Here is a 20,210-nt window from a genome sequence, read left to right as displayed (position 1 = left end):
CCACTATACTTCAATTTCCGGACTTGGTCCATACGGCAACATAGTCCACCTTCATCTCCGCGCCGGAAACCGTCGCGGGAGTCGGCAGGCCCGGCCAACCTCCGCCGATCGCCACGTTCATAATCAAGAAAAAGCCGTGATCGGTCGCTTTCTTCCACGTTTCGGCATCCACCTGGTCGGCGGTCACCTTGTGGTAAAGCTTGCCGTCCGCGTACCACCGGATTTGCTCCGGGGACGCGCTCCTGTCATATTCAACCGCGAACGTATGAAAGCCGTCCTGCAGCGCAGGAGAGAAGCCGGATTCGGTGCCGCCGATGCCGCTAGGCTCCAGGCACGGGCCGCCCGGATAAACGCCGCAATGCAGCGTCCCGTGCAAGGCGTTGCCTCCGTTCACATTCTCCATGATATCGATCTCGCCGACGCCCGGCCAATTCGTGTATACGCCGCGGAAGGGCTCGCCGAGCATCCAGAACGCCGGCCAGTAGCCCTTGGCTTCCGGGCCCGTTGCCTGCGGCAGCTGGATGCGGCCTTCCACGCGCATGACGCCGCCTGCGGGCGGTTTGAAATCGGTTCTCGCCGTTTCCACGCGGCCGGAAGTCCATGTGCCGTCATCCTCCCGGATCGCCTTGATATGCAGCAAGCCGGAGCCGTCCTGGAACACGTTCCGGGTGCTGTCCGTCATCTTCTCGATTTCGCCCGTTCCCCAGTTCGCCGCGCCGCCCGGATATCCCGTTCCGATGTCATGGACCCAGTCCCGTTTGTTCAATCCTGTCCCGGATGCTCCCAAGAAATCGTCGCTCCAGACGAGCGTCCATTCCGGCGCCATGGACGGGATGGACGGTGAAGCCGGATCGGCCCCCAAGTCCCGGAAAGGACCTAATCGAAGAGAGAGAATCGCAAGCAGGGCCGCGAGCGAAAAGAGCGAAACAAGAAGCGTTAGTTTTCGCCTGCTTCCCTCCAAACGATGCCCGGAATGCACACGAATCCCTTTATCCAAGGCGTTCGACCCCCATATTGGATAGAAAAATGACGCCGAAACGAAACCGGTTTCGTGCAAAGTTTACTATAGTTTCGCTGTGCTGTAAACCGAATTCGCGAATGGATTTGATTTTTTTAACGAACTGAAATTCGATTTCATTCCAATAATATCAAGGGATTATGGCGAATGGAATGAGGTTGGCTGGCAGAAGATTCTCGGAGGATAACAAAGAAATTTGCAATCCCCTCTTTACAAACCGGGGTTGGGTAGGAAATAATGGGGATGAAGTTACGAAAGCGATTTCGTTAATCGATGGGCAAGAAGGATTCAGACGCTTTCGGATGACTTACAAATGGACTGGGGGAATCGGTGTTGAAGAAGAGGTTGTTATTGCTCTTGGTGTGCATGATGTTCGTTTCCGTGGCAGCCGCTTGCGGCAATGGTAAAGAAGAGTCCAGCTCGTCGCCGTCCGCGTCCGCTGGTTCGTCGGCTCCCGCGTCTTCGGCTTCGCCTGCCGAAGAAGAAGTAACGCTCAAGATCATCCACTGGATCAACGAGCCGGTCAATAAGTATTACGAAGAGTTCAACAAGAAATTCATGGAGCGCTATCCGAACATCAAGGTCGTGTACGACGTCGTTCCTTCGGACGCCACCTACGACCAGCTGCAGCAAACGCGCATCAACGCCAATGATGCCGACCTGATGGCGCTCAAAAGCGGATTTGCTCCGATCCCCCAGGAATGGGCGAAAGGCGCCGAGGATCCGTTGTGGAAGCAATGGATCGACGCGGGTCTGATCGCGGATCTGTCGAACCAAGAATTCGTGAAGAACTACAATCCGGTCGACGTTCAGAACTCCACGACGTATAACGGCAAAGTGTACGGCATCAATATGGGTAAAGTATCCTTCACCGGTCTTTACTACAACAAAAAGATTTTCGCCGAAAACAACCTGCAAGTGCCGAAAACGTGGGACGAATTCGTTAACGTCGTGAAAACGCTGAAAGACAAAGGCATCGCCCCGATCGGCTTCGCCGGCAAAGACATTTGGCCGCTCAACCTTGCGGTTCAAGGCTTGTCCGCCTCCGTTCACAAAGACCAGGGCTCTTTCATCAAAGGACTGTGGGACGGCTCGACGAAGTTCACGGATCCCGTGCAAATCGAAATTCTGGATAAAGCCCAGTTCATGATGCAGAATGCCATCGACGGCTTCATGGGCGTCGACTACGCTTCGCTGCCGAGCTTGTTCATCAGCGGCCAAGTCGCCATGATTGCCGACGGAACTTGGAACGCGCCGACGCTCAAATCCGGCGATGCCAGCCTGGAATTCGGCTACTTCCCGATCCCCGGCAGCAACGACGCCGCTCAGAACGCTTCGCTCGCCGGCAAATACGACATGTCCTGGGTCGTGCTGGAAAAATCGAAAAACAAGGATGCCGCGCTGAAATGGCTGGCCATGCAGTCCGAGCCGGAAAATTACGCGGCGTTCGTGAAAGCATCCGGATTCTTGCCGAATGCCGACGTAACGGTCGACGATCCGTTCATCAACGAGATTAAGCCATATCTGTCGAATTTCAAGCTGGCTTGGGACCAATTGTTCATTAACCGCGCCAATGCGGGCGAGCATGTCAACGGTTCCAGCATCCACGCGGAGTTCCTGGCTCCGGCGGGCCCGATCAAAACGTCCAAAGAGCTGGCTGAGCTTTCCCAAAAAGAATGGGACGCAGCCGCTCCGAAGTAAATCTAATACGAATAGAAAGATCGCGGGGTCTGATCTCGAATCAGGCCCCGTCCTTCCTTGAACGCTAGCTCAGGTATGGAGAGGTGAATGGGATGTACCCGTTCGGGAGAGGAATCGCAAGGCACTTGCCGCTCGCCTTGCTCATGCTGCCCTTGTTGCTGTATGTCGTGTTCGGATTCGGACCTTCCGTTGCGACGATCTTTTTTTCATTCACGAACGCGTCGGGGCTGCCGGGCGTAGACTGGCACTTTATCGGTTGGCATAATTACGAGAAGTTTTTCTTCTCGTCGGACCAGCAGGAGCGGATCCGGTCGATCGGCAACTCGGTTTATTTCGCCTTCGCCGTAGTCGTCATTCAGAATGCCATCGGCCTGTGGATGGCCATCCTTCTGAACCGCAAACTGAAAGGCGACGCCTTCTATCGGGCGACGTTCTTTCTGCCGGTCGTATTGGGCGTTACGGTATCCGGCCTCGTCTGGCGGATGATGACGAACCCGCTTGGCGGTCCGATGAAGGAAGTGTATAGCTGGTTCGGCGCCAAATCGACGTTCTTTTCCAGCTACGATTCCGCTTTCGAGTGGATTATTTTCGTTCAAATCTGGATGTACATGGGCTATTCGATGACGATTTTCCTGGCAGGACTGCAATCGATCCCGAAGGATTTGTACGAAGCGGGCCATATCGACGGCACGAACCGCTGGCAATCGTTCCGGCATATTACGTTTCCGATGATCGCTCCTTCTTTTACCGTCAATATGATGCTTTCGATTATCGGGGCACTGCAGACGTTCGATATCATCTACGTGCTCACGGGCGGAAACTTCAATACGCGCACGCTGGCCTTTGACGTGTTCCGCGACGCGATCGCGACGAACCGGACGGCCGACTACGGTCTGGCGTCCGCCGGTGCGATGATCCAGTTCGTCTTCGTATTCCTGGTGTCGGTTATCGTCTTGATCTATTTGCGCAGACGAGAGGTGGAACTGTAATGCAAGAGACGAGATCCGCTTCCTTCGTCCGTTATCTCGTTGTCCTGGCGATGCTGGTCGTCTATATTTTTCCTTTGTTCTACCTCTTTAACGTGGCCATGAAAACGCAAATCGAATTTTTGAAATCCCCGGTCGGCATCGCAGAGCATTTTCGGTTCGGGAATTTCGCCGAGGCATGGAAAAAAGGAGATTTCTCGACTTATATTTGGAACAGCTTGCTGTACACCACGACGGCGACGATCGCTTCGATCCTGCTTTCGGTGTTCGCCGCTTTCCCGATCGCCCGCCAATACGTCCGATTTTCCAATCTGATTTACCTGTTCTTCATGATGTCGTTGTTCCTTCCGAACCCGCTCGTTCCGCAATTTTGGCTCGCGAACAAGCTTGGGCTATACAACGAGCAGTGGGGCTATATTTTGCTCCGCACCGGAGGAACGGGCATCGCTTTCATGATGTTCGTCGGATATATCAAATCGATTTCGAGGGAGCTTGACGAAGCGGCAGCGATCGACGGAAGCGGGTACTTGAGGTATCTGTTCCAAATCCTGATCCCGCTCATGAAGCCGGTCCTGGCAACGGGAATCCTGCTGACCGCAATCGGGGTCTGGAACGACATCATCGGGCCGACCATTTACCTGTCCGACACGAAGTACCAGCCGATCACACGGGGACTGTTCGCGTTTTTCGGCCAATATTTGAACAACTGGCCTCTGCTCGCTTGCGGCATTATTATCGTCGCCTTGCCGCTCATCGTGCTTTATGTGTTCGTGCAGCGCTTTCTGGTCAGCGGGGCTTTGGCCGGTTCCGTCAAATTCTGATCGAATATCGAGGCTTTGGGCGACGTCGCGCGCTCCCATTCCGTTAAGATCCGGTAAGCATCCTCGTTGTCGTTCCCGCACATCTCCACCGACGCCTGCAGGCTCACGCAGACGGCCGGCCTTTCCGGCTGGCCGAACAGCTTGCAGGCGTTGTTTTCGTTTAATTGCACGCAGCGGACTCCCGCAGGTTTGCCTTTTGGCATCCCCGGAATCGGCGACGAAATCGAGATCGCGATGCAGCAGGCCGCACAACCGACTCGGCATTCCATGGTCCGAACCCCTCCGATCGAATCGTATTCTGATCTTATTACAGTCGAGTCGGATTGGAAAGCGCGTTATAATGGAAGGAAGCAAGGGATCGAGAGTAATCGAGGAACGTGGAGTCGAGGAACGTGGAATCGAGGAACGTGGAATCTGGAACGCCGAACTAAGGAAGCGGGGAAAGGGTTTTGCTCGAACGTTATGCGACTTTGAAGGAAAACGGGAGCCAGGAAATCGTCATCAAGAAATCGCTTTTCATCGGACATGCCCGTCCAGCGGAGACGGAGGAGGAAGCCGTCGCCTTCATTGAGCAAATCAAGAAAAAATACGGGGACGCCACGCACAATTGCTCGGCTTACCTGATCGGAGAGCGTGACGAATGGCAGAAAGCGCTCGACGACGGAGAGCCGAGCGGCACGGCGGGCAAGCCGATACTGGAAGTGATCAAAAACCGCGGGCTCAAAAACGCCGTGGTCGTCGTCACCCGGTATTTCGGCGGGATCATGCTGGGTGCGGGCGGCTTGGTTCGAGCTTATACGGACGGCGCGGTTGCCGGAATCGACGCGGCCGGGACGATCGTGAAGGTGCTGCGGCGGGAGGTGGCGATCGACGTCGACTATACTTGGTATGGGAAGCTGGAGAACGTACTTCGCGATCGCGGCACCCGCGTAGAAGGTGTCGACTTCACCGACCGGGTGCGGGTACGGTGCCTCCCCGAAGAGGGAGAGGCGGAACGCTTCAAGCTGTGGATCACGGACGTCACCCAAGGCCAAGCCGTTCTGGAGACGGGTGACGCCGGGTACTATGTGGATCCTTAGTTAGTTGACAAGACCTTGGGATGATGCAACAAACGCCGACCCTTCCATAAGCAGACGGTTACCGCCAATCATGTACGCCAATTAGCCGCGATCAACCGCCGACACCATTCACCATCGCACCAAGCACAAGCACCAAAGCACCGGACTCTGCCGATTGCTAAGAACCAAAATGCAGTTAGTTCCTCCCAATCTGCCCATTTTTGAGCGACTAAGAGCCGAAATACATTTATTTTGAGTATAAACGTCCAGTTCCACCGATTATCGTATTTGCTAAATGTATTTTGGCCTTTATTCATTGAAAATGCGGTTTATTACTGGATATGAACTGTATTTTAGCTCTTAGGTCTCGATAGAACCGGCTTACGAAAGGAAGAGAGCACCCATGACGTCATGGAAATTCGATTTCGGCAGCGGCGGCGAGCCTTTCAAGAGCAAGGGGCGATTCGCATCGCCGGGCTCGTGGCGGAAGAGATTCGCCGGCTGAATCTCCGGCCGCTTACGCTCTATCTCCGCTGACACGGCAGATGTTCGCGGATGCGGGCGCTCTTGGCATCCCGTCCGACTGGGCAATGGAAGACGCTCCGCTGGCTCAGGGCCTGACGGAGCGTCTTTGCGCGCGACAGCTACAGGAATTTCACATAATATTCCCGTTCCCGCGGACCGTCGAACTCGCAGAAGTAGATGCCTTGCCAGCGGCCGAGCAGCAGTTTACCTCCCGTCACGATCACGGTCTGCGACGTTCCGGTCGTGATCGCCTTGAGGTGGGCCGCCGTATTGCCTTCCGCGTGGCGGTATTTCGGATGCTCCCACGGAAAGACCTCGTCCAGCCGCATCAGCACGTCGCGTTTCACGTCGGGGTCGGCGTTCTCGTTGATGGCGATACCCGCGGTCGTGTGCGGGCAGTAGACGAGGACGGCGCCCTCGGTCCAACCTTCCCGAGCGACGATGGCCGCCACCTGCCGGGTAATGTCCACCATTTCGTCCCGGCGGCTCGACCGCAATGTTTCCCTAACGATCATGTTTTGTCACCTTATCCTTGATGTAGTGGCTATCATCTTGCTCTGCGCCGCGTCCTCCGTTTCGGTCCGCCCGGGCGGGCCCGCTTTACTTCGGTATTCGTGCGCTGCAAGAGCGGCAAATCGCCTTCCGCCCACGAGTGTATAGAGACTTCGGGCGTATAAGGCGATCGGGAATCCCTTACAGGGGTCACGCGGTTTCCTCCTGATTTCGGAATCCATGGATATTGCCATTTTAGAACGAATGTTCCTGTTTTGTCCACCCGATAATCCTTGTGCATCCGGCGAATCCTCCCCGAGCCCCTGTTGCCAAACACCGCCCATAAGCAAAATGAATAGTGTATATCAGTTTCGGTAATAAAAACTGCTTTTGTACCGTTCCATATGGTTGACGGACAAAGCCAACCTCTGCTAAAGTATGAATACCGACTAAATTAATAGGAATTATGCTAAATACTTAACGGCCAAGAGTACGGGAGGTACACGTCAACGTGAGTTCCACGCTACAGAGCCGCTGGTGGGGCTGGGGTTTCCGCAGTGCCGTCATGCTTTATTTTGTATTGCTGATCGTGTTTCCCATTCTCGGCATTTATGGACAATCCTTGTCCGCCGGGTGGGGGGCGTTCGCCGACAACGTCACGGAGCCGCTCGCCTGGAAAGCCGTCGCGCTGACGGTCAAACTGGCGCTGATCGCGACAATCATTAACGTTCTGATCGGAACGATGGCCGGCTGGGTGCTGATCCGCTACCGGTTTCCGGGGCGCAAGCTGCTGAACAGCATGGTCGACCTGCCGTTCGCGCTCCCGACGGCGGTCGCGGGCCTTATGATCCTGCTCCTGCTCGGGCCGCAAAGTCCCGTCGGGCAATGGGCGGAACGGCTCGGCTTCACGATCCTGTTCCATCAGCCGGCGATCGTCATCGCGATGGTGTTCGTCACGTTCCCGTTCGTGATCCGCGCCGTTCAGCCGCTGCTGGAGGAGATGGATCCGGCCGAGGAGGAAGCCGCGTATACGATGGGCGCGACCAAAGCCGCGACATTCTTCCGCGTCATCCTGCCGAACATGGCGCCCGGCATTGCCAGCGGTGCGATGCTCGCTTTCTCCCGGGCGCTGGCCGAGTTCGGCGCCGTCGTGCTCGTGGCGGGGAACATCCCGGGCAAAACCCTGATCGCTTCGGTGTACATTTTCGGCGAAATCGAAAGCGACAACGTGGTCGGAGCGACCGCGGTCAGCGTCATCCTGCTCACCTTCTCGTTCCTCATCCTCTGGTTCGTCAATCATTTGCAGACACGGAGGAAAGGCCGATGAGACGCTTATGGATCCTTTTAACGTTCGTCGTATTCGCGCTCTTGCTCGGCGCCCCGGTCGTCCGGATCGCCATGGGCGCTTGGGACCAGGGGTGGTCCGGCTTTGCAGGCGGCTTAACCCGGCCTGAAGCCCTTCACGCGTTATGGATGACGACCTTGATCGTCATTGCGGTCACGGTGATCAATACCTTTTTCGGCGTTATGCTTTCGCTCTATCTGGTCCGGGCCGCGTGGCTCGGTCCGAAGCTGAAGAAGCTGATGAACAGCATCGTGGATTTGCCGTTCGCGGTTTCTCCCGTCATCGGGGGGCTCATGATCGTGCTGATCCTCGGGCCGGAGACGGCACTCGGGGGACTGCTCGGCTCGGCCGGCATCAAGATCGTGTACGCGTTGCCGGGGATGATGATCGCGACGCTGTTCGTGACGTTCCCGCTGGTCATTCGCGAAGTGATGCCCGTGCTTCAGGAAATCGGCAACCAGCAGGAGGAAGCGGCGTCCACTCTCGGAGCATACGGGTGGACCACGTTCTGGCGGGTCACCTGGCCTTCGATCCGGTGGAGCGTCGTATACGGGGTCGTGCTGACGGTTGCTCGGGCCCTCGGCGAATTCGGAGCCGTGCTGGTCGTTTCGGGGAATATTTTGTTCAAGACGCAAACGGCGACGACTTTGGTTTATCAAGACGTGGAAAATTTCAACCTGACTTCGGCAAATTCCGTGGCGCTCGTATTGGCCGCAGGGTCGGTCGCGCTGCTTCTGCTCATGGAATGGGCCAAATCCAGGCAAGGACATCATTAAGGCGACGCAAAAGGGAGTGTTTGGGCATGCATGTGGAAGTTCGCGGATTGAACAAGAGGTTCGGCGAGTTTCAAGCGGTGAAGGATGTCGATTTCTCGATTGCCAAGGGCCAGCTCATCGGCCTGCTCGGGCCGAGCGGCGGCGGCAAAACCTCGATTCTCCGCATGCTTGCCGGCTTGGAGACGCCGGACGCGGGGGACATTCTGTTCCACGGCCGGAGGGTAAACGAGTTGCCGCCGCAGGAGCGGGGCATCGGCTTCGTGTTCCAGAATTACGCGCTCTTTAAGCATATGACGGTCGAAGGCAACATTGCCTTCGGACTCGAAGTGAAGAAATGGTCCAAACCCCGCATCAAGGAACGCGTGGCCGAATTGGTCGAATTGACCGGCTTGTCCGGCTTCGAGAAGCGGTACCCGCACCAGCTGTCCGGCGGCCAGCGCCAGCGCGTCGCTTTCGCCCGCGCTTTGGCGCCGGAGCCGCAGCTGCTCCTGCTCGACGAACCGTTCGCGGCGATCGACGCGAAGATCCGGCAGGAGCTCCGTTCCTGGCTGAGAGAGATGATCGACCGCCTCGGCATCACTTCGATTTTCGTCACGCACGACCAGGACGAAGCGATCGAAGTCGCGGACGAAATCATGATCATTAACAAAGGAAACCTGGAGCAGAAGGGCACGCCGTGGGAGATTTACAAGAATCCGCAAACGCCGTTCGTCGCCGGTTTCATCGGGGAGTCGACCATCGTGGAGAACATCGCGTCCATCCGGGGCTTCGAGGATGCCGCGTCATGGCCGGGCACGAAGGCGCTGATCCGTCCGGAATACGTCGAAATCGGCAAACCGAGCGAGTTCCGCTTGCTGTCGGCAACGGAAACCGGGAAGGTGCGGCATCTGCACTTCCGCGGCAGCGAGTGGCTGGTCGAGGTCGAAGTCGGTTCGTCCAAGCTCGTCACCTACCGTTCGCTGGAGAAAGAAGTGCTGCATCCGGGCGATCCCGTTCAAGTGCTCGTGCACCGGGCTTATCTGTTCAACGACAGCGACAGCTGGATCATGGAAAACAAGCTGAAGGAAGATCCGATGCCGGTTCATATTTGAACCGGAACCGGATTCGCGAAGGGCGGGAGCCTTCGAAGGTACCGTGGGGAGGAAAGGACATGCGGCCGGAATTTCGGAAGCGTAAAGGGCTGTTTCATCATGCCGGCCGGACGGGAGCGGGACTGGCGTTGCTCGGTTTGCTCTTGCTGCTGTCGGCTTGCGGAGGCGCTGCCCAGAAGAGCGGGGGGGATGAGGCTGCGGCGCCCAAAGGCGATCTCACGCTCGTGATCGGCGCGTATTCCGTCGCCAAAGACGCGCTGACCGACATTCTTCCCGCGTTCAAGGCGGAGTGGAAAGCGAAGACGGGACAAAACATCGCGTTCCAGGAATCCTACGAGGCCTCTGGCACGCAGGCTCGGGCGATCGTAGGCGGTTTCGAAGCGGACGTCGCCTTGCTGGCGATGGAAGGCGACATCGACAAAATCGTCAAGGCGGGGCTGATGGACGCCGATTGGAAAAAGGGGCCGGATGGCGGCATGGTAACGAGGTCCATCGTCGTCTTGGGCACCCGCTCGGGCAATCCGCTGGGCATTCGCGGATTCGAAGACCTGGCCCGGCCTGGCGTGAAGGTGCTCTATCCGAACCCCAAGACATCCGGCGGGGCGCAATGGGATATCAACGCGATATACGGGGCCGGACTCAAGAAGTCGGAGGCCGAGACGGGACGCAAGGATCCGGCGGCGGCCAAGCGGTTTCTGGCGGAAATCCACCGGAATATCGAATCGATGGACAAGAGCGGCCGCGCCTCCATGGCGGCGTTCGAATACGGGGTCGGGGACGTCATCGTGACGTATGAGAATGAGCTGCTCGCCCGGATCGCTCAAGGCGTCAAGTATGACATCGTCGTTCCCGACGCTACCATCCTGATCGAAAATCCGGCCGCCGTCGTGGACCGCAACGCGGACCGCCATGGGGTTCGGGAAGCTGCGGAAGCGTTCGTGGCGTTCCTGCACGGGGAGAAAGCCCAGGAGCTGTTCGCCAAGCACGGGTTCCGGCCGGTTCTGCCGGAGCTCGCCGAGCGGTTGAAGGACCAGTACCCGGTACCGCCGCAGCTGTTCGACATCGGCTACCTCGGCGGGTGGAACGAGGTTCGGAAAACCCTCTATTCCAAACGCGGCGTCTGGTATCAAGTATTGTCGGGAACCTGACAGGAAGAGCGCGGCGAAAGCCGCGCTTTTTTTTTAAACATCCCTGACTACGAGCGCTGTAGTGACTTCCGGAGACGTTATTTTTGCGAAACCCCTGACTACGAGCGCTGTAGTGACTTCCGGAGACGTTATTTCTTCGAAATCCCCGACTACGAGCGCTGTAGTGACTTCCGGAGACGTTATTTTTGCGAAATCCCCGACTACGAGCGCTGTAGTGACTTCCGGAGACGTTATTTTTGCGAAGCCCCCGACTACGAGCGCTGTAGTGATTTCCGGAGACGTTATTTTTGCGAAACCCCTGACTACGAGCGCTGTAGTGACTTCCGGAGACGTTATTTATGCGAAATCCCCGACTACGGGCGCCGTAGTGACTTCCGGAGACGTTATTTTTGCGAAACCCCGACTACGAGCGTTGTAGTGACTTCCGGTGACGTATTTATGCGAAACCCCCGACTACGAGCGCTGTAGTGACTTCCGGAGACTTTATTTTTGCGAAATCCCCGACTACGGGCGCTGTAGTGACTTCCGGAGACGTTATTTTTGCGAAATCCCCGACTACGAGCGTTGTAGTGACTTCCGGTGACGTATTTATGCGAAACCCCCGACTACGAGCGCTGTAGTGACTTCCGGAGACGTTATTTTTGCGAAATCCCCGACTACGGGCGCTGTAGTGACTTCCGGAGACGTTATTTCTTCGAAACCCTTAGGTGTGCTGTAGGTATAATTGAGGAAGCAGAACCGCGCAAGCGGTCTTTCTTCTCCAGCAAATTTGTTCTGTCGGGGAAAAACCCCTACAATAGAGGAAATGCATCCGCTTTCGACGAAATGTAGAGAAAAGAGATCGAGGAGGAACTTCTTTGCCTAGACCGACCAGTATACGAACCGCTATATGGCTGCTATACATCCGCTTGTTTCTATCGGTTACGGCCATCGCCGTCAACATCAGGCTCTTGGTTTCGCCGACGGCGGAGGAGAACGCCAAGTACAAGATCGACCAATTGACGGGCGGCCAGATCGCGGTGGCATTCGTGAATTTGCTCCTTCCGGTCGCCGCGGTTGTCCTGACGCTGTGGTTTATCCGCAGGAGAAAGAGAATGCCGGCCATTATCGCGTCCTTGGTCGTGCTTTGGTTTTCCGCTTCTTTATTGCCTCAAGTCGAAATGGTGCTGGGAGTCGTGACGTTGTTTCTGCTGTTCGGGCGGGCTTCCAAGACCTATTTCTCGGATTCGCTCCTGAATGAGCCCAAAACCGTGCAGGCCGAGGAGAAGACGGCAAACGGCGAAACGGTTGATGTCGCCGATGCGGACGCCTCTTCGGACGCCGAAGGACAGGCCGAACCGGTTCCGGCCTCGGCTCAGCGGAGCCGGGTCGACCCGGTCGTGGAGATCCGGCAAGCGACGCCGGACGATGCGGAGGTGGTCCATGCTCTCATGATCGAGGCCTTCGAAGAATACCGGGCCGCGGTTCCGCCTTCGAGCGCTCTGGACGAAACGGCAGAGTCGGTGCGGGAGGCGCTTCAGGGCGGAGAAGGCGCAGCGATCCTGTATGAGGACGAGAATCCGGCGGCCATGGTGCGTTACAACATCGAAGGGGAAACGATCAACTTTTTCCGGCTGTCGGTTCTCCCTTCCCGCAGAAGAAGAGGGTATGCCAAACGGCTGGTGAAGTGGGTCGAGCAGTTCGGCATCAGCAAGGGGCTTAACGTTTGCCGCTGCATGGTGCGTCAGACGGTGCAGAACAACGTCGCGATGTATCAGAACATGGATTACGCAATCGTCGATCAACAGCTTGTCGTTCGCGAGTCGGGCTCGGTGAAAGCGCTCGTGATGGAGAAAAAGCTCGGGGTTTAGGAAGGGGAACGGAAATGCCGGAAAGGGAAGACCATACGATCCGGGTCACGCTGACCGCGGAGGATTACACGGGATTCAATTTGTATCACGGCCGGTGGCAGCTTGCCGGGCTGTTCGCGTTCTATTGGTGTTTGTTCGTGATATTCGCCAAGTGGAGCGGCGTATTGGGCGACTCCGCGAATTTGGCGGTCGTGATTCCCGCCGCGTTCGTGATCAGCGGCGTCATGCTCGCTTTCCAGCTCTGGAGAATCCGGGCGAGAACGGCCAAGCTCTTTGCCAGCGATAAGGTGTCCAAGCTGGAGCAGCACATCGCTTTGACGGACGGGGGTATTCGGCATACGACCGGTGAGACGACGGTGAACGTGCCATGGGACGACGTGTTCAAGGTAGGCGAGTTTTCCAAAGCGATCGTCATTTACTTGGCGCGCAACAAAGTCATCATGCTCCCGAAGCGGGATGTCGGCGGTGACTTGGGTGAAGTCCGGGCTGCGCTTCGGCGGCACCTACCCGGAGGAAAGCTGAAGCTGAAAGCGTAATCGGCGGTGAACGCATGGAACACGCTGCAGGTTTCTTCTTTCGGTTGATTTGCTCGGCGGCTGCGTTTTTTTTGTTCGTCCTGGTTCTTCTGCTGCTCCAGAATCCTTCATGGGCGTCACTGTTTAGCTGGCCGTTTCTCGCCGGATTCGGTTTGATGGGGTACGGATGGTACGGGGTTCTGTTTCTGGCGGCAGGGTCTCAAGCTGCGGATTGGGAACTAGTAAAGCTACTGGATCGAACCCGGACTACGCCCCGCCTTCGATCGGCCGCACTTGCGATGGGCGATTTGACGGCGGGTGCGTGTGCAAGCTATATTTGCTACGCCGATAATGAGGTATTCCTCTATTCCGGCTTCGCGATAACCGTGTTATATACCGCGATGTACCGCGGGATCGAACGGCTGCACCATGCCAAGCGGGATACGCCGACTGCAGATTAAGGCACCGGGTGGGGTTCACCCTTACTCTAACGTAACCGCAACGGAGAAACGGTCCGGTTCGACGACGAGCGTAGAGCCTGCGACACGGTAATCCTCTCCGTCGATCGTGACGCCTCCGACCATGCGCAACAGAAACATCAGCCGCTCCATGTCGGAGACCGGTTGTTCCTTGACCCTGCCGTCGGGAAATCGCCATTCTACGTTCGTGAGGGCCTTGTCTTCATCGATAAACGATTCGGGCATGAACGTGCGACCTCCGAATGTTCAATTTGCGCCATTGCGATCCGCAACCCGCAAACATTTTTAGCACAATTTTCATGTGTCACTATCCATTATTGATTAATCTTCAATATTTTGCAAGAGGGGGCTGCAGTGAAGTCATGACGACGTTCGGAACCCGGCTGAAGCAGGCGAGGAAAAGCAAACGGCTCACCCAGAACGAAGTGGCCGAGCAGCTGGGCATCGATTTTACGACCGTGTCCAAATACGAGAACAACAAGTCGCAGCCGGACAACGAAAAGCTGAGAGAGCTGGCCGGCCTGTACGAGGTGTCCCTCGACTGGCTGCTGACGGGACGGATCGGCGAAGGCATCTCGGCCAATCGGCTTTGGGTGAACGGCCAGCCCGAGGAGCTGACCGACGAGGAAGCGCTTCACCTGCTCGAGAGCCTCGAAATGTTCCGGCTGCTGAAAGCGAAACGGAAAAAAAGCAAGGCCGCAGCAGGACAGACGAACCCGGAGATCTGAAGCCGCGGGCGGGCCCAGTATGGTTTGGACAGAGGGATTGCAATGGCAACACCGCCAGAGTGTGGTGTGCATGACCAGTTTCGCGCCGACTTGCCACAGCATGGCAAGGGTACGTTATTTTCAAACCCATAAGCCGTGCTGCCATCCTCCCGCTTGCTAAGACCCAACATACAATTTGCCCAAATGAGGGGAGAACAGCAAAGTTGAGGTACAAAGTGCCTTAAATCCACCATAAAAGCGGGAGAACAGCAGAGTTGAGGTACAAAGTGCCTTAATTCCGCCAGAAAAGCGGGAGAGCATCAGAGTTGAGGTACAAAGTGCCTTAATTCCGCCATAAAAGCGGGAGAACAGCAGAGTTGAGGTACAAAGTGCCTTAATTCCGCCAGAAAAGCGGGAGAGCATCAGAGTTGAGGTACAAAGTGCCTTAATTCCGCCATTAAAGCGGGAGAACAGCAGAGTTGAGGTAAAAAGTGCCTTAATTCCGCCATAAAAGTGGGAGAACATCAGAGTTGAGGTACAAAGTGCCTTAATTCCGCCATTAAAGCGGGAGAGCATCAGAGTTGAGGTACAAAGTGCCTTAATTCCGCCTAAAGCGGGAGAACAGCAGAGTTGAGGTACAAAGTGCCTTAATTCCGCCATTAAAGCGGGAGAACATCAGAGTTGAGGTACAAAGTGCCTTAATTCCGCCAAAAAAGCGGGAGAGCATCAGAGTTGAGGTACAAAGTGCCTTAATTCCGCCTAAAGCGGGAGAGCATCAGAGTTGAGGTACAAAGTGCCTTGATTCCGCCATTAAAGCGGGAGAGCATCAGAGTTGAGGTACAAAGTGCCTTGATTCCGCCATTAAAGCGGGAGAGCATTAGAGTTGAGGTACAAAGTGCCTTAATTCCGCCCAAAAAGTGGGAGAACATCAGAGTTGAGGTACAAAGTGCCTTAATTCCACCCAAAAAGCGGGAGAGCATCAGAGTTGAGGTACAAAGTGCCTTAATTCCGCCATTAAAGCGGGAGAGCGGCAGAGTTGAGGTACAAAGTGCCTTAATTCCGCCATGAAAGCGGGAGAACAGCAGAGTTGAGGTACAAAGTGCCTTAATTCCGCCATAAAAGCGGGAGAACAGCAGAGTTGAGGTACAAAGTGCCTTAATTCCGCCTAATAAGCGGGAAGTGCGGCAGAGTTGAGGTACATCGTGTTCCCGAAAACGGCCGTTCGGCCGGTTTTTCGGCGAATCCAGGTTTTTAACGATAGTTTGGATTTTTGAAAGCGTTCAATGAACATGCAGCGAGACAAAATCAACCGAGTGAAACAGCTGCCGCCGGTCGCGGCGGGGGTGCGAGGAGAAAACGGGAGCCGATAGGAGGAAACGACGATGCTTCGATTGTTCGAACAGCATGCCATTCGTCCGCAGACGGAATTGGAGGGCATGTGGGATTTTCAGCCGCTAGCGGAGGGTGAGGATTGGCCTTCCGATTACGCTTATTCGATGCCGGTGCCCGGATGCTGGGAGCAGCACCCGGACTTCCTGACGTACCGGGGCAGGGCGGTTTATCGCAAGAAAATCAAAGTACGGCAGGCGGGCCGCCTTCGGATCGAATTCAAAGGGGTCAGCCACACCGCGGAAGTGTTTTTCGACGGACAGCCGATCGGGAAGCACTACAATGCGTATACGGCTTTCTCCGTTCTCGTCCCGGATGTAGCCGAAGGTGCGCACGAACTGGCGGTGCGAGTCGATAACCGCTTTACCGAAGACTCGGCATTGCACGTCCCCAACGACTATTACACTTACGGCGGTATCGTCAGACCCGTTGCCATGGAAACCATCGGAGAAGCATACATCGAGAGGATTCGGTTCATGCCATCCTTGAATAACGGGGAGTGGACCGCGGAAGTCGGCGTTCTGCTCCGCAATGTCTCCAATCAAACGAAGACGGTTCAAGTACGCGCGACGCTGGGCGGGGAATATCCGATCGATTTCGGCGAAACGGCCGTTCCCGCCGGAGAAGCGGCGTGGGTCGGCGGGAGCTTCGCTTTCTCCGGAGCCGCGGCTTGGAGCTCGGAGTCCCCGCGGCTGTATGAATTGGAGGCCCGTCTGTACGAACCGGGCAGTCCGGAGCCCTTCGACGATCTCATCGAACGGGTCGGTTTCCGGGAAGTGCGGCTGGAAAACCGGAAACTGCTCGTCAACGGCAACCCCGTCTTCCTGAAAGGCTTCAACCGCCACGAAGATTTCGGAGTCGTCGGCTGCGCCTTGCCGCTTGCGCTCATGGCGAAAGACGTGGATCTGATGCTCGACATGGGGGCGAATGCGGTCCGCACCAGCCACTACCCGAACGACGAGCGGTTTCTCGACCTGTGCGACGAGAAGGGCTTGTATGTGTGGGAAGAAAACCACGCCAGGGGCCTCGGGATCGACCGGATGAAACACCCCCTGTTCGAGAAGCAATGCGAGGACTGCAACCGGGAAATGATCGAACAGCACGGCTGCCATCCCTCCATCGTCATCTGGGGGCTGCTGAACGAGTGCGACAGTGATAACGCGGAAGGCCGTCCGATGTACGAGAAGCAGTTCGCGCAAATTCGGGGGATGGACGGCAGCCGTCCGGTCACGAGCGCCACTTGCAAACATTTCACGGACATCTGTCTGGACTTGGGCGACATCATATCCTTCAATCTATATCCCCAATGGTACGAGGATGTCGATCCGGAAGAGCCTTACTTGAAGGAACTAAAATGGGCGGAAGAGAGCGGAGGCGCCGGCAAGCCGGTGATCGTCAGCGAGTTCGGGGCGGCAGCGCTGTACGGCTTCCGCGAACCGACGCGGGTCAAATGGAGCGAGGAACGGCAAGCGGACATCATTGACCGCTGCCTGGAGGTGTACATGAGCCGCCCCGAGGTGGTCGGAACGTTCATCTGGCAGTTCGCCGATTGCCGCGTGACCGAAGGAAGCGGCTGGCTGCTGTCGCGGGCGCGGACGAGGAACAACAAAGGGGTCGTGGACGATTTCCGGCGGCCGAAGATGGCGGTCGAAGCGGTCAAGAAACATTACCGGAATAATTCGCCTTTGTAACAGGAAATGGACAAGGTCAGCCCAGGTTCGACGAGCAATCGTTGGCCTGGGCTTTTTTTTTTTGGCATGCATGATTCTTTATTGGTTGACCTGCCGAAGGATTTCCATGATCTCCTCCTCCGTCTTGGCAAGATCGACCGGATGAATGAACGGAGGCTTCCGGTCGGCCAGCGGAGTAGGCCAATGCACTTCGATCAGGTTATCCTCCGGATCCGCGAAGAAGATCGCCACCGACCCGGCTTGGATCTGGGTGGCCCGGACGATAATTCCTGCGGCTGTCAGCTCGGCGTATAGCTGTTTCAGTTCTCCCAAAGTGGCTGCTTTGAAAGCGAAATGAGCGATTTGGGCGCTCGCGACGAAGGCAAGCTCATGGTTTTCCTCGGAAGCGCGGCTGCGCAGGAACGTGGCCGTCCAGTTGGGGGAATACCCCACCGTCTCGAGTCCAAGCACGCGGTTGTAAAATTCACTCAAACTCTTCGGATCTTTGGCGTGTAAAGCGACATGACTCAAACCTGTTGTCGTTAACAATTCTATCCCTCCATGGATCGTGATGTATCAAACTATAAATGGAGGGGACGGGAAAAGTAATTATACGGAGGTATACATTTGGCAAGCTGCCCTTATTGGGGCCTTTCCACCCATTTCGACAATAACTCCACTTTGTTCTTGACGCCTAGTTTGTGATAGATGCGACCCAGGTGCTTTTTGACGGCAATTTCCGTAATGTAACAGCTCTCTGCGATCTCTTTGATGGACTTCCCCGCAAGCATCAAAGATGCGATTTCCTGCTCCCGCGGGGTAAGCAGTTGAAGCTGTTCCCATTGCGAAATCGCGGCGGGAACGGGGATATTCATTTTGTCCATCATACGTTTCATGAAGGATTTAAATTTCTGACCCGACAAATCCATGACGTAGGTCGGGGACGGAAATCGATCGCCGAAATCGTAATGAACCGGGATTTCCGGCTGCTCCGTAAACCCCATGCGAAGAAGAAAGTCTTGATAATGAGGGAGCGGGAAAGAAGCGACGAAGATCCCGCCTTTCATGTAGGCCGAGATATAAAATTGAAACGTCAAGGCGAGGGCATCGGGACTGTTATCTTTTCGCAAATCGACGTGGTAAAAATAACCGCCGATCGGAGCGCTCGATTTCCTTGCGGCTTCCACGATGTGCTGATTGCCGGGATGCCGAAAAAAATGCTTGGAGATCGGGCTGTCGATCAAAAAGGGCAGTGAGCGCGAATGAATCGAAATCAGCACGAGGAGTCCGGTGATTTCGGAGCGATCGTTCCGGATTGCATGAATCGCATCCTCATCGACCGCAAGAATGGCTTCAGGGTTCAAGATCCGAAACGCACGCTGGTCGAAATCGCTGGGAATATCAATCACAATCCGTTCGTGGGTAAGCGGATCGAAGAACACGTGGTAAAAATCTTTGCGGCTGTCAAGCACATCCTGTATATGTTGACGAACTTCACCAAGCGTCTCGGCCGTCACGGTCTCCAACGTGTATTGGCGTTCCTGCTGGCCGAGCAAATAGACGGAGCGAATGACCGGGTTGTCAAGCAAATATATGAAGTCGGAATAGAGAAGAGCGTTGTCATCCGAAGGTTCGTCGGGAAGCTGCCGGTACAGATAGACCATGCAGCGCTCCCGCCATTGCCGATGCGTTTGCGGTTTGCGTTTCCGGAAATCTTCGTACACCGCTTTACGCAGCACGTCGTGGATATACCATCCTCTGGCGTTCCTGCGGATAAAGGAAAGTTGGATAAAGCGGTTAAAAAGTACTGCGGAAACGGTTTCTCCCACGACAAACTCGAGAAGCTCGTGATTGAAAACCCGGACAAGCGACGAGGCTTCCGCCAGCCGGATCAGACCGTCGTCGGGCACTTCTCTCAGCCAGCGAGCCGTCAAGAGCCGGATCGCTTCCTCGGGCAAAAACGAATCGGAATTGGTAAGTAACCCTTCCCTGGAGAATCCGATGAGCAACGAAAAGGTGAGCGGATGCCCTCTGGATATCAAATACATCCTTCGAATGGCCGATTCTTCGGGACGTTCGAATTGGGCTGCGTATTCTTCGCAGGTTTCGTATTCAAAAGGCTGAAGCTGTAATCTCTTGATGGGAGTCACCCATGATGGACGGGTGATCCAATCTCCGGAGAGCGGATAACGTCCGGACAGGATCAAATGGATCCGGTCGCTCAGCTCCGGAATCAACGACTCGCGGATGAACCGGTCCAATTGGTTCCACTCTTCGTAGGTGTCGAACGCAAGATAGAGCCCGGTTGGTTCGGCATAACGATTTAACTCCGCCGCGCAGGCCGAGAGGGATGGCGGAACGGAATCGGACAAGGACGAAGAAGGACTCAGGCTGCTTGTCAGCTGCTTCAGCAATCCCGCGGGCGTATGCCGGAATTCCTTGCTTTCCAGCAGAATGAAAGGGATCCCCCGCCTACTCGCCATGCATTTGAATTCATCCAGCAAAGTGCTTTTTCCGATTCCGCCCGTGCCGTATACGTTAATGATTTTCTCTTTGTTTGGGTCGGATGAAAGATGCTTCTCGAACCACAGCTTCTCGCTGCGGCGGCCAACGAAGAAAAAACGCGACATGAGCAAGTC

Annotated in this window: 19 protein-coding genes; 13 read left to right on the top strand and 6 right to left on the bottom strand. The window is 55.9% G+C overall.

What is annotated here, in order from left to right:
• Positions 1 to 10: 10 nt before the first annotated feature.
• On the bottom strand, positions 11 to 997 hold the full coding sequence (locus tag GE107_RS13430; protein ID WP_219640483.1) for a glycoside hydrolase family 16 protein: 987 nt from the start codon (positions 995 to 997) through the stop codon (positions 11 to 13).
• 351 nt (positions 998 to 1,348) lie between these two features.
• Here GE107_RS13430 and GE107_RS13425 point away from each other — a divergent pair, with 351 nt between their 5' ends.
• The 3 genes from GE107_RS13425 (at position 1,349) to GE107_RS13415 (ending at position 4,526) form a co-directional block, all read left to right on the top strand.
• Positions 1,349 to 2,719 carry an ABC transporter substrate-binding protein gene (locus GE107_RS13425; RefSeq protein ID WP_219640482.1) on the top strand — a complete coding sequence of 457 codons (1,371 nt, stop codon included), beginning with the start codon at positions 1,349 to 1,351 and terminating at the stop codon, positions 2,717 to 2,719.
• A gap of 92 nt (positions 2,720 to 2,811) precedes the next feature.
• On the top strand, positions 2,812 to 3,708 hold the full coding sequence (locus GE107_RS13420) for a carbohydrate ABC transporter permease (protein ID WP_219640481.1): 897 nt from the start codon (positions 2,812 to 2,814) through the stop codon (positions 3,706 to 3,708).
• Positions 3,708 to 4,526: a carbohydrate ABC transporter permease gene (locus GE107_RS13415; protein WP_219640480.1), complete on the top strand. Its 819-nt coding sequence runs from the start codon at positions 3,708 to 3,710 to the stop codon at positions 4,524 to 4,526. The genes GE107_RS13420 and GE107_RS13415 overlap by 1 nt, the downstream gene beginning before the upstream one ends.
• On the opposite strand, the gene GE107_RS13410 is transcribed toward GE107_RS13415, so the two are convergent.
• Positions 4,466 to 4,795, bottom strand: coding sequence for a YkgJ family cysteine cluster protein (locus GE107_RS13410; protein WP_219640479.1), 330 nt, complete (start codon positions 4,793 to 4,795; stop codon positions 4,466 to 4,468). The two genes, GE107_RS13415 and GE107_RS13410, sit on opposite strands and share 61 nt — an antisense overlap.
• Positions 4,796 to 4,975: 180 nt before the next feature.
• On the opposite strand from GE107_RS13410, the gene GE107_RS13405 reads away from it, so the two are divergent.
• Positions 4,976 to 5,605 carry a YigZ family protein gene (locus GE107_RS13405; protein ID WP_219640478.1) on the top strand — a complete coding sequence of 210 codons (630 nt, stop codon included), beginning with the start codon at positions 4,976 to 4,978 and terminating at the stop codon, positions 5,603 to 5,605.
• Positions 5,606 to 6,228: 623 nt separating this feature from the next.
• On the opposite strand, the gene GE107_RS13400 is transcribed toward GE107_RS13405, so the two are convergent.
• The gene (locus tag GE107_RS13400; RefSeq protein ID WP_219640477.1) at positions 6,229 to 6,624 is read right to left on the bottom strand and encodes a secondary thiamine-phosphate synthase enzyme YjbQ; all 396 of its coding nucleotides are present in this window, start codon (positions 6,622 to 6,624) and stop codon (positions 6,229 to 6,231) included.
• Positions 6,625 to 7,166: 542 nt separating this feature from the next.
• Between GE107_RS13400 and cysT the strand changes: the two genes are divergently transcribed.
• The 7 genes from cysT (at position 7,167) to GE107_RS13365 (ending at position 13,787) form a co-directional block, all read left to right on the top strand.
• Positions 7,167 to 7,928, top strand: a complete 762-nt coding sequence (cysT, locus tag GE107_RS13395; RefSeq protein WP_370636420.1) for a sulfate ABC transporter permease subunit CysT — start codon at positions 7,167 to 7,169, stop codon at positions 7,926 to 7,928.
• Positions 7,925 to 8,722, top strand: coding sequence for a sulfate ABC transporter permease subunit (locus GE107_RS13390; RefSeq protein ID WP_219640475.1), 798 nt, complete (start codon positions 7,925 to 7,927; stop codon positions 8,720 to 8,722). Before cysT ends, GE107_RS13390 begins: the two co-directional genes overlap by 4 nt.
• 26 nt (positions 8,723 to 8,748) lie before the next feature.
• A complete protein-coding gene (locus tag GE107_RS13385) occupies positions 8,749 to 9,813 on the top strand; it encodes a sulfate/molybdate ABC transporter ATP-binding protein (protein ID WP_219640474.1) in 1,065 nt (354 codons plus the stop codon).
• Between the two features lie 59 nt (positions 9,814 to 9,872).
• Positions 9,873 to 10,961: a sulfate ABC transporter substrate-binding protein gene (locus GE107_RS13380; protein ID WP_219640473.1), complete on the top strand. Its 1,089-nt coding sequence runs from the start codon at positions 9,873 to 9,875 to the stop codon at positions 10,959 to 10,961.
• 857 nt (positions 10,962 to 11,818) lie between these two features.
• Complete coding sequence (locus GE107_RS13375; RefSeq protein WP_219640472.1) at positions 11,819 to 12,811, top strand: GNAT family N-acetyltransferase; 993 nt, start codon at positions 11,819 to 11,821, stop codon at positions 12,809 to 12,811.
• A gap of 14 nt (positions 12,812 to 12,825) precedes the next feature.
• On the top strand, positions 12,826 to 13,347 hold the full coding sequence (locus GE107_RS13370) for a YcxB family protein (protein ID WP_219640471.1): 522 nt from the start codon (positions 12,826 to 12,828) through the stop codon (positions 13,345 to 13,347).
• A 14-nt stretch (positions 13,348 to 13,361) separates the two neighbouring features.
• Positions 13,362 to 13,787, top strand: a complete 426-nt coding sequence (locus GE107_RS13365; RefSeq protein WP_219640470.1) for a hypothetical protein — start codon at positions 13,362 to 13,364, stop codon at positions 13,785 to 13,787.
• A gap of 21 nt (positions 13,788 to 13,808) precedes the next feature.
• On the opposite strand, the gene GE107_RS13360 is transcribed toward GE107_RS13365, so the two are convergent.
• A complete protein-coding gene (locus tag GE107_RS13360; RefSeq protein ID WP_219640469.1) occupies positions 13,809 to 14,030 on the bottom strand; it encodes a hypothetical protein in 222 nt (73 codons plus the stop codon).
• A gap of 137 nt (positions 14,031 to 14,167) precedes the next feature.
• Between GE107_RS13360 and GE107_RS13355 the strand changes: the two genes are divergently transcribed.
• Positions 14,168 to 14,533 carry a helix-turn-helix domain-containing protein gene (locus GE107_RS13355; protein WP_219640468.1) on the top strand — a complete coding sequence of 122 codons (366 nt, stop codon included), beginning with the start codon at positions 14,168 to 14,170 and terminating at the stop codon, positions 14,531 to 14,533.
• 1,361 nt (positions 14,534 to 15,894) lie between these two features.
• A complete protein-coding gene (locus GE107_RS13350) occupies positions 15,895 to 17,592 on the top strand; it encodes a glycoside hydrolase family 2 protein (protein ID WP_219640467.1) in 1,698 nt (565 codons plus the stop codon).
• A 78-nt stretch (positions 17,593 to 17,670) separates the two neighbouring features.
• Here GE107_RS13350 and GE107_RS13345 read toward each other — a convergent pair whose 3' ends face one another.
• Both GE107_RS13345 and GE107_RS13340 read right to left on the bottom strand, forming a co-directional pair.
• Positions 17,671 to 18,120, bottom strand: coding sequence for a VOC family protein (locus GE107_RS13345; RefSeq protein WP_219640466.1), 450 nt, complete (start codon positions 18,118 to 18,120; stop codon positions 17,671 to 17,673).
• A 92-nt stretch (positions 18,121 to 18,212) separates the two neighbouring features.
• Entirely contained in the window at positions 18,213 to 20,201 is a 1,989-nt protein-coding gene (locus GE107_RS13340; protein WP_219640465.1) for a response regulator transcription factor, read from the bottom strand.
• Positions 20,202 to 20,210 lie beyond the last annotated feature (9 nt).

Source organism: Cohnella sp. CFH 77786 (assembly GCF_019400745.1).
GTDB lineage: Bacteria > Bacillota > Bacilli > Paenibacillales > Paenibacillaceae > Cohnella.
This window is presented reverse-complemented; position numbering and strand designations above follow the sequence as displayed.

Coding starts and splice junctions, on each gene's coding strand:
- GE107_RS13420 (WP_219640481.1), top strand. CDS start 2,812: ATGTACCCGTTCGGGAGAGGAATCGCAAGGCACTTGCCGCTCGCCTTG.
- GE107_RS13415 (WP_219640480.1), top strand. CDS start 3,708: ATGCAAGAGACGAGATCCGCTTCCTTCGTCCGTTATCTCGTTGTCCTG.
- GE107_RS13410 (WP_219640479.1), bottom strand. CDS start 4,795: ATGGAATGCCGAGTCGGTTGTGCGGCCTGCTGCATCGCGATCTCGATT.
- GE107_RS13400 (WP_219640477.1), bottom strand. CDS start 6,624: ATGATCGTTAGGGAAACATTGCGGTCGAGCCGCCGGGACGAAATGGTG.
- cysT (WP_370636420.1), top strand. CDS start 7,167: ATGCTTTATTTTGTATTGCTGATCGTGTTTCCCATTCTCGGCATTTAT.
- GE107_RS13390 (WP_219640475.1), top strand. CDS start 7,925: ATGAGACGCTTATGGATCCTTTTAACGTTCGTCGTATTCGCGCTCTTG.
- GE107_RS13385 (WP_219640474.1), top strand. CDS start 8,749: ATGCATGTGGAAGTTCGCGGATTGAACAAGAGGTTCGGCGAGTTTCAA.
- GE107_RS13380 (WP_219640473.1), top strand. CDS start 9,873: ATGCGGCCGGAATTTCGGAAGCGTAAAGGGCTGTTTCATCATGCCGGC.
- GE107_RS13370 (WP_219640471.1), top strand. CDS start 12,826: ATGCCGGAAAGGGAAGACCATACGATCCGGGTCACGCTGACCGCGGAG.
- GE107_RS13365 (WP_219640470.1), top strand. CDS start 13,362: ATGGAACACGCTGCAGGTTTCTTCTTTCGGTTGATTTGCTCGGCGGCT.
- GE107_RS13360 (WP_219640469.1), bottom strand. CDS start 14,030: ATGCCCGAATCGTTTATCGATGAAGACAAGGCCCTCACGAACGTAGAA.
- GE107_RS13355 (WP_219640468.1), top strand. CDS start 14,168: ATGACGACGTTCGGAACCCGGCTGAAGCAGGCGAGGAAAAGCAAACGG.
- GE107_RS13350 (WP_219640467.1), top strand. CDS start 15,895: ATGCTTCGATTGTTCGAACAGCATGCCATTCGTCCGCAGACGGAATTG.
- GE107_RS13340 (WP_219640465.1), bottom strand. CDS start 20,201: ATGTCGCGTTTTTTCTTCGTTGGCCGCCGCAGCGAGAAGCTGTGGTTC.